Below are 3,261 nucleotides of genomic sequence, written 5' to 3' on the forward strand. Positions count from 1 at the left end.
CGGGAGTTTTTGACGGAGACCAGCGAGAGCCTGGACACCGTCGACAATCAGCTGGTGAAGTTCGAGCAGGAGCCGAACAACGCCAAGATCCTGGATAACATCTTCCGCCTGGTCCATACCATCAAGGGGACGTGCGGCTTCCTCGGCTTGCCGCGCCTGGAAGCGCTGGCGCATGCCGGCGAGACGCTGATGGGCAAGTTCCGCGACGGCATGCCGGTGACGGGACAGGCGGTGACGGTGATCCTGTCCTCGATCGACCGCATCAAGGAGATTCTGGCCGGGCTGGAAGCGACCGAAGCCGAGCCCGAGGGCACCGACCGCGATCTCATCGACAAGCTCGAAGCGATGGTCGAGCAGGGCATGGCGGCTATGGCCGCAGGTAGTGTTGCTGCGCCCGTCGCCGACGCCCCGCCGCTGGTGCCGGAAGCGCCGGCTGCTGCCCCCGCCCCCGCAAAAGACATGACCCAGGGCGCGCTGATCGACCAGACCCTGGAGCGCCCGCTGCGTCCGGGCGAAGTGTCGCTCGACGAGCTCGAGCGCGCCTTCCGCGAGACCGCGATCGAAGCCCCGGCGCCTGTCGCCAAGGTTGAGGTCAAGGCTGAGGTCAAGGCCGCGCCCGTCGCTGAAGCGCCGGCCCCTGTTGCCGCCAAGGAGACCAGGGCGCCCAAGGAGAAGGCCGCGCCGAAGAAGTCGACCGCCGACGAGACCATCGGCGAAGGCGACCGCATCGCCAACCAGTCGATCCGCGTCAACGTGGATACGCTGGAGCATCTGATGACCATGGTCTCCGAGCTGGTCCTGACCCGCAACCAGCTGCTGGAGATCTCCCGCCGCAACGAGGACACCGAGTTCAAGGTGCCGTTGCAGCGTCTGTCCAACGTCACCGCCGAGCTGCAGGAAGGCGTCATGAAGACGCGCATGCAGCCGATCGGCAATGCCTGGCAGAAGCTGCCCCGCATCGTCCGTGATCTGTCGAGCGAACTCGGCAAGCAGATCGAGCTGGAGATGCACGGCGCCGACACCGAGCTCGACCGCCAGGTGCTCGATTTGATCAAGGACCCGCTCACCCACATGGTGCGCAACTCCGCCGATCACGGCCTGGAAACCCCGGCCGAGCGGCTCGCCGGCGGCAAGGGCGAGCAGGGCACCATCCGTCTGTCCGCCTATCACGAGGGCGGCCACATCATCATCTGCATCGCCGACAACGGCCGCGGGCTGAACACCGAGAAGATCAAGGCCAAGGCGATCTCCTCAGGTCTCGTCAGCGAGGCCGAGCTCGAGAAGATGTCGGAAGCCCAGATCCACAAGTTCATCTTCGCCCCGGGCTTCTCGACCGCGGCCGCCATCACCTCGGTCTCCGGCCGCGGCGTCGGCATGGACGTGGTGCGCACCAATATCGACCAGATCGGCGGCACCATCGACATCAAGTCGGTGGCCGGCGAGGGCTCCTCCGTCACCATCAAGATCCCGCTGACCTTGGCGATCGTCTCGGCGCTGATCGTGGAAGCCGCCGGCGACCGCTTTGCGATCCCGCAGCTCTCGGTGGTCGAGCTGGTGCGGGCCCGCGCCAACTCCGAGCACCGCATCGAGCGCATCAAGGACACCGCCGTTCTCCGCCTGCGCAACAAGCTGTTGCCGCTGATCCACCTCAAGAAGCTGCTGAAGATCGACGACGGCGCCGCCAGCGATCCCGAGAACGGCTTTATCGTGGTGACGCAAGTCGGCAGCCAGACCTTTGGTATTGTCGTCGACGGCGTGTTCCATACGGAAGAGATAGTGGTGAAGCCGATGTCGACAAAACTGCGTCACATCGACATGTTCTCGGGCAACACGATTTTGGGCGATGGCGCGGTGATCATGATCATCGACCCCAACGGCATTGCCAAGGCGCTCGGCGCCTCCGGCTCCTCGGCCCATGACATGGCCGACGAGAACGGGGCTCATCACATCGGCTCGGGCGAGCAGACCACCTCGCTGCTGGTGTTCCGCGCCGGCTCCAGTCAGCCCAAGGCGGTCCCGCTCGGGCTCGTCACCCGCCTGGAAGAGCTGCCCTCGGACAAGATCGAGTTCTCCAACGGCCGCTACATGGTGCAGTACCGCGAGCAGCTGATGCCGCTGGTGGCCATGGAGAGCGTCACCATTGCCAGCCAGGGCGCCCAGCCGATCCTGGTGTTCTCCGACGACGGCCGCTCCATGGGCCTCGTCGTCGACGAGATCATCGACATCGTCGAGGAACGGCTCAACATCGAGGTCGGCGGCTCCAGCCAGGGCATTCTGGGCTCGGCCGTGATCAAGGGCCAGGCCACCGAAGTGATCGACGTCGGCCACTTCCTGCCGATGGCGTTCTCCGACTGGTTCACCCGCAAGGAGATGAAGCCGTCGATGCATTCGCAGTCGGTGCTGCTGGTCGACGACTCGGCCTTCTTCCGCAACATGCTGGCGCCGGTGCTCAAGGCCGCCGGCTACCGGGTCCGCACCGCGCCGACCGCGCAGGAGGGCCTGGCGGCGCTACGTGCCCAGAGCTTCGACGTGGTCCTGACCGACATCGAGATGCCCGACATGAACGGGTTCGAGTTTGCGGAAGTGATCCGCTCCGACAGCAATCTGGGCGCGATGCCGATCATCGGCCTCTCCGCGCTGGTGTCGCCGGCGGCGATCGAGCGCGGCCGTCAGGCCGGCTTCCACGACTATGTCGCCAAGTTCGACCGTCCCGGCCTGATCGCGGCGCTGAAGGAGCAGACCGCGGGTGCCGCCGGCGCCTCCGAGCTGAGCCGGGCAGCGGCGTAAACGGAACAAGACGAGAGAGACACATCAATGGCCAACAAGATGCAGACGGGCGAAGGCGCCATGGTCGAATACGTCACCGCAATGATCGGCGGCCAGCTGTTCGGCCTGCCGATCTCCCGGGTCCAGGACGTGTTCATGCCCGAGCGCGTCACCCGCGTTCCCTTGTCCTCGCGCGAGATCGCGGGCGTCCTGAACCTGCGCGGCCGCATCGTCACCGTGGTCGACATGCGCGCCCGGCTCGGCCTGCCCAAGCCCGAGGACGGCAAGGTGCCGATGGCGGTCGGCGTCGACCTGCGCGGCGAATCCTACGGCCTGCTGATCGACCAGATCGGCGAGGTGCTGCGGCTTGCCGAGGACGGCAAGGAAGAAAACCCCGTCAACCTCGACCCCCGCATGGCCAAGCTCGCCGGCGGCGTCCACCGCCTCGACGGCCAGCTCATGGTCGTCCTCGACGTCGATCGCGTCCTCGAGCTC

Annotated in this window: 2 protein-coding genes; both read left to right on the top strand. The window is 66.2% G+C overall.

Annotation, left to right across the window (positions count from 1 at the left end; all coding sequences use genetic code 11):
* Positions 1-2,787: hybrid sensor histidine kinase/response regulator (locus ABIB73_RS37465; protein WP_354232485.1), on the top strand; the 2,787-nt coding region annotated here is incomplete at its 5' end.
* A gap of 27 nt (positions 2,788-2,814) precedes the next feature.
* A partial coding sequence (locus ABIB73_RS37470) for a chemotaxis protein CheW (RefSeq protein ID WP_354232487.1) occupies positions 2,815-3,261 on the top strand: 447 nt, incomplete at its 3' end.

The organism is Bradyrhizobium sp. F1.4.3 (genome assembly GCF_040548375.1).
Lineage (GTDB): Bacteria > Pseudomonadota > Alphaproteobacteria > Rhizobiales > Xanthobacteraceae > Bradyrhizobium.